Origin of the sequence: Pseudomonas syringae group sp. 26L6, from assembly GCF_032587815.1 — a bacterium.
In the GTDB taxonomy this organism is placed as follows: domain Bacteria; phylum Pseudomonadota; class Gammaproteobacteria; order Pseudomonadales; family Pseudomonadaceae; genus Aquipseudomonas; species Aquipseudomonas amygdali.
Genome location: NZ_JAWHPJ010000019.1, coordinates 1 through 1,303, shown reverse-complemented (window position 1 = coordinate 1,303; position 1,303 = coordinate 1). Strand labels below are relative to the sequence as shown.

Sequence of the window (1,303 nt, the reverse complement as noted above, 5' to 3'; positions counted from 1 at the left end):
TGGTTGCGCTGTCCTGGGCGTAAATGATCTGCAGGTTGAGCATGATCGTTTGCAGGTACAGCAGTTGTGTTGGACGGGTGGTATCGATAAACAGCTTGAGCGGGTCTATGCCGATATGTGTCGCCCAGAGCTGAAAATCGCGTTGCGTGTCACGTACCTGCTGCAGCAGTGCGTCTCCGCTCGGCAGATGCTGTTGAAGATACTGACGCGCGCTGGCCAGATCGACTTCGCGCCGCCACTTGTGGCGATCTTTCCAGGCCTGCGCGGCCTTTTCGGTAGGGACGCTGCCGTAACGCGCTTCGATCGATTTGCGCATGTCCAGGCTCTTGAACATGTCCGGCAGCAGCAGAAAATCTCCGGGAACGTTGCTGCTGCTGATCTGTGCTTCTTCAAGGATGCATTGCTCGAAGTACGCTTCGACCTCGCTCAGGTACTGGTGCGTGCGAGCCGCATTGCCACGCACCGACGCTGGCAGTTTTTGCGGGTCGCTTTCGGCACCACACAGTCCGGAGACAGTCTGGGCGATCTGGATTTTGTGTTCGTGCCTGGCTTGCCAGTCGCGAAAAGCCGCCTGATCAGCGGCGAGTTGCATGCCCAGATCGTTGAAAACGGCCAGTGGGTCATCAAGGGCGATGAGCAGGGAACTGTCCTGATCGTCGACGCTGCCTTGCCAGAAAACGTCAGCACCCAGCGGTGCCCATAACGGATTTGTTTCGGCGTCTTCCGACAGCGGGCGAGCAGTGGGGATCGCCGAGTCAGCGAAACGGCCGTCGTCAGTGACATGGCCCTTGTCGATGTCCGCCACCGCCTCGGCGATACGGTTCAATGGCAGGGTGTCCGGCTCGGCCATGGTGATGCAGTAGCTGGCCAGGTCGAGCGCTTTCATCCACAGCGCGCGGCTTGGGGCGCTGGAGCGCATGTGCTCGCAAACTCGCCACGTCCATTGCTGCGGGGAAAAGGCGATGTGCAGTGTGTGACGTCGCGGGTAGAGCAGGAAGGGCTTGCCATCACTGGCGCCGCTTCGCTGGTCACTACCGATCTGCGCGTCCGTCCAGACAATGCGGCTCAGATGGCCGTTGTTTGCTGAGGCGACATATTCATGCAGCGTCCCGGCTGTTTCGTCGAACACATAGAGGTAGCCGTCGTACAGCTGGCGCAAAGTGTAGCTGCGTGTTTTCAGTGTCGGCATCAGCGTCCATTTGCCCTGTTTCGGCAATGGTTTCAGCTTCTCGGGCGCGGCGTCGTAGCGGGAGCGATCCAGTGCGTAGCGCACCGGCACGATGGCGACGTTCGGTCCTCTGAA

Annotated in this window: 1 protein-coding gene; it reads right to left on the bottom strand. The window is 59.9% G+C overall.

Annotated features, from left to right (window positions below; all coding sequences use genetic code 11):
* On the bottom strand, positions 1–1,303 hold a 1,303-nt coding region (locus RYA97_RS10935), incomplete at both ends, for a toxin VasX (protein ID WP_316892285.1).